The 369-nt window shown below is 63.7% G+C and carries 1 pseudogene; it reads left to right on the top strand.

The features are described from left to right. Positions 1-234 precede the first annotated feature (234 nt). Positions 235-369: pseudogene (locus tag GWC77_RS28440) on the top strand (IS5/IS1182 family transposase); the annotation flags it as partial.

Here is a 369-nt window from a genome sequence, read left to right as displayed (position 1 = left end):
AGGAGCAGCAACAGCAGCGCAGCCTTGCCGCCCTGAAACGGCGCGCCAAGTCACTCGGTTTCCGGCTTGAGCGCGAAACCGCCCCGGCCTGAAACAACACGCACGAATTTTGTTTCTCACGAGGGTCACTTGCGCGGCGACAAGGTGTCGGGTAGGCGTTGGCGTTGGTGCACGGATAGGCAAACGAAAGGCAGGAGTAATAAAATCGCAGTCCGTCCTGCTGGAAGCCCATGCATGCCCCGCAAGCACAACGCCGCGCGCCGGCATGACATCCCGAAGATGGCCCATCGGGTGACGAACTGGCCCGAGTATGAAGCGGGGCTGCGCAGCCGGGGGAGCCTGACGCTGTGGATCACGCCCGCGGCGCTC

Origin of the sequence: Paraburkholderia sp. NMBU_R16 (assembly GCF_013282575.1) — a bacterium.
Classification (GTDB): Bacteria; Pseudomonadota; Gammaproteobacteria; order Burkholderiales; family Burkholderiaceae; genus Trinickia.
This window is presented reverse-complemented; position numbering and strand designations above follow the sequence as displayed.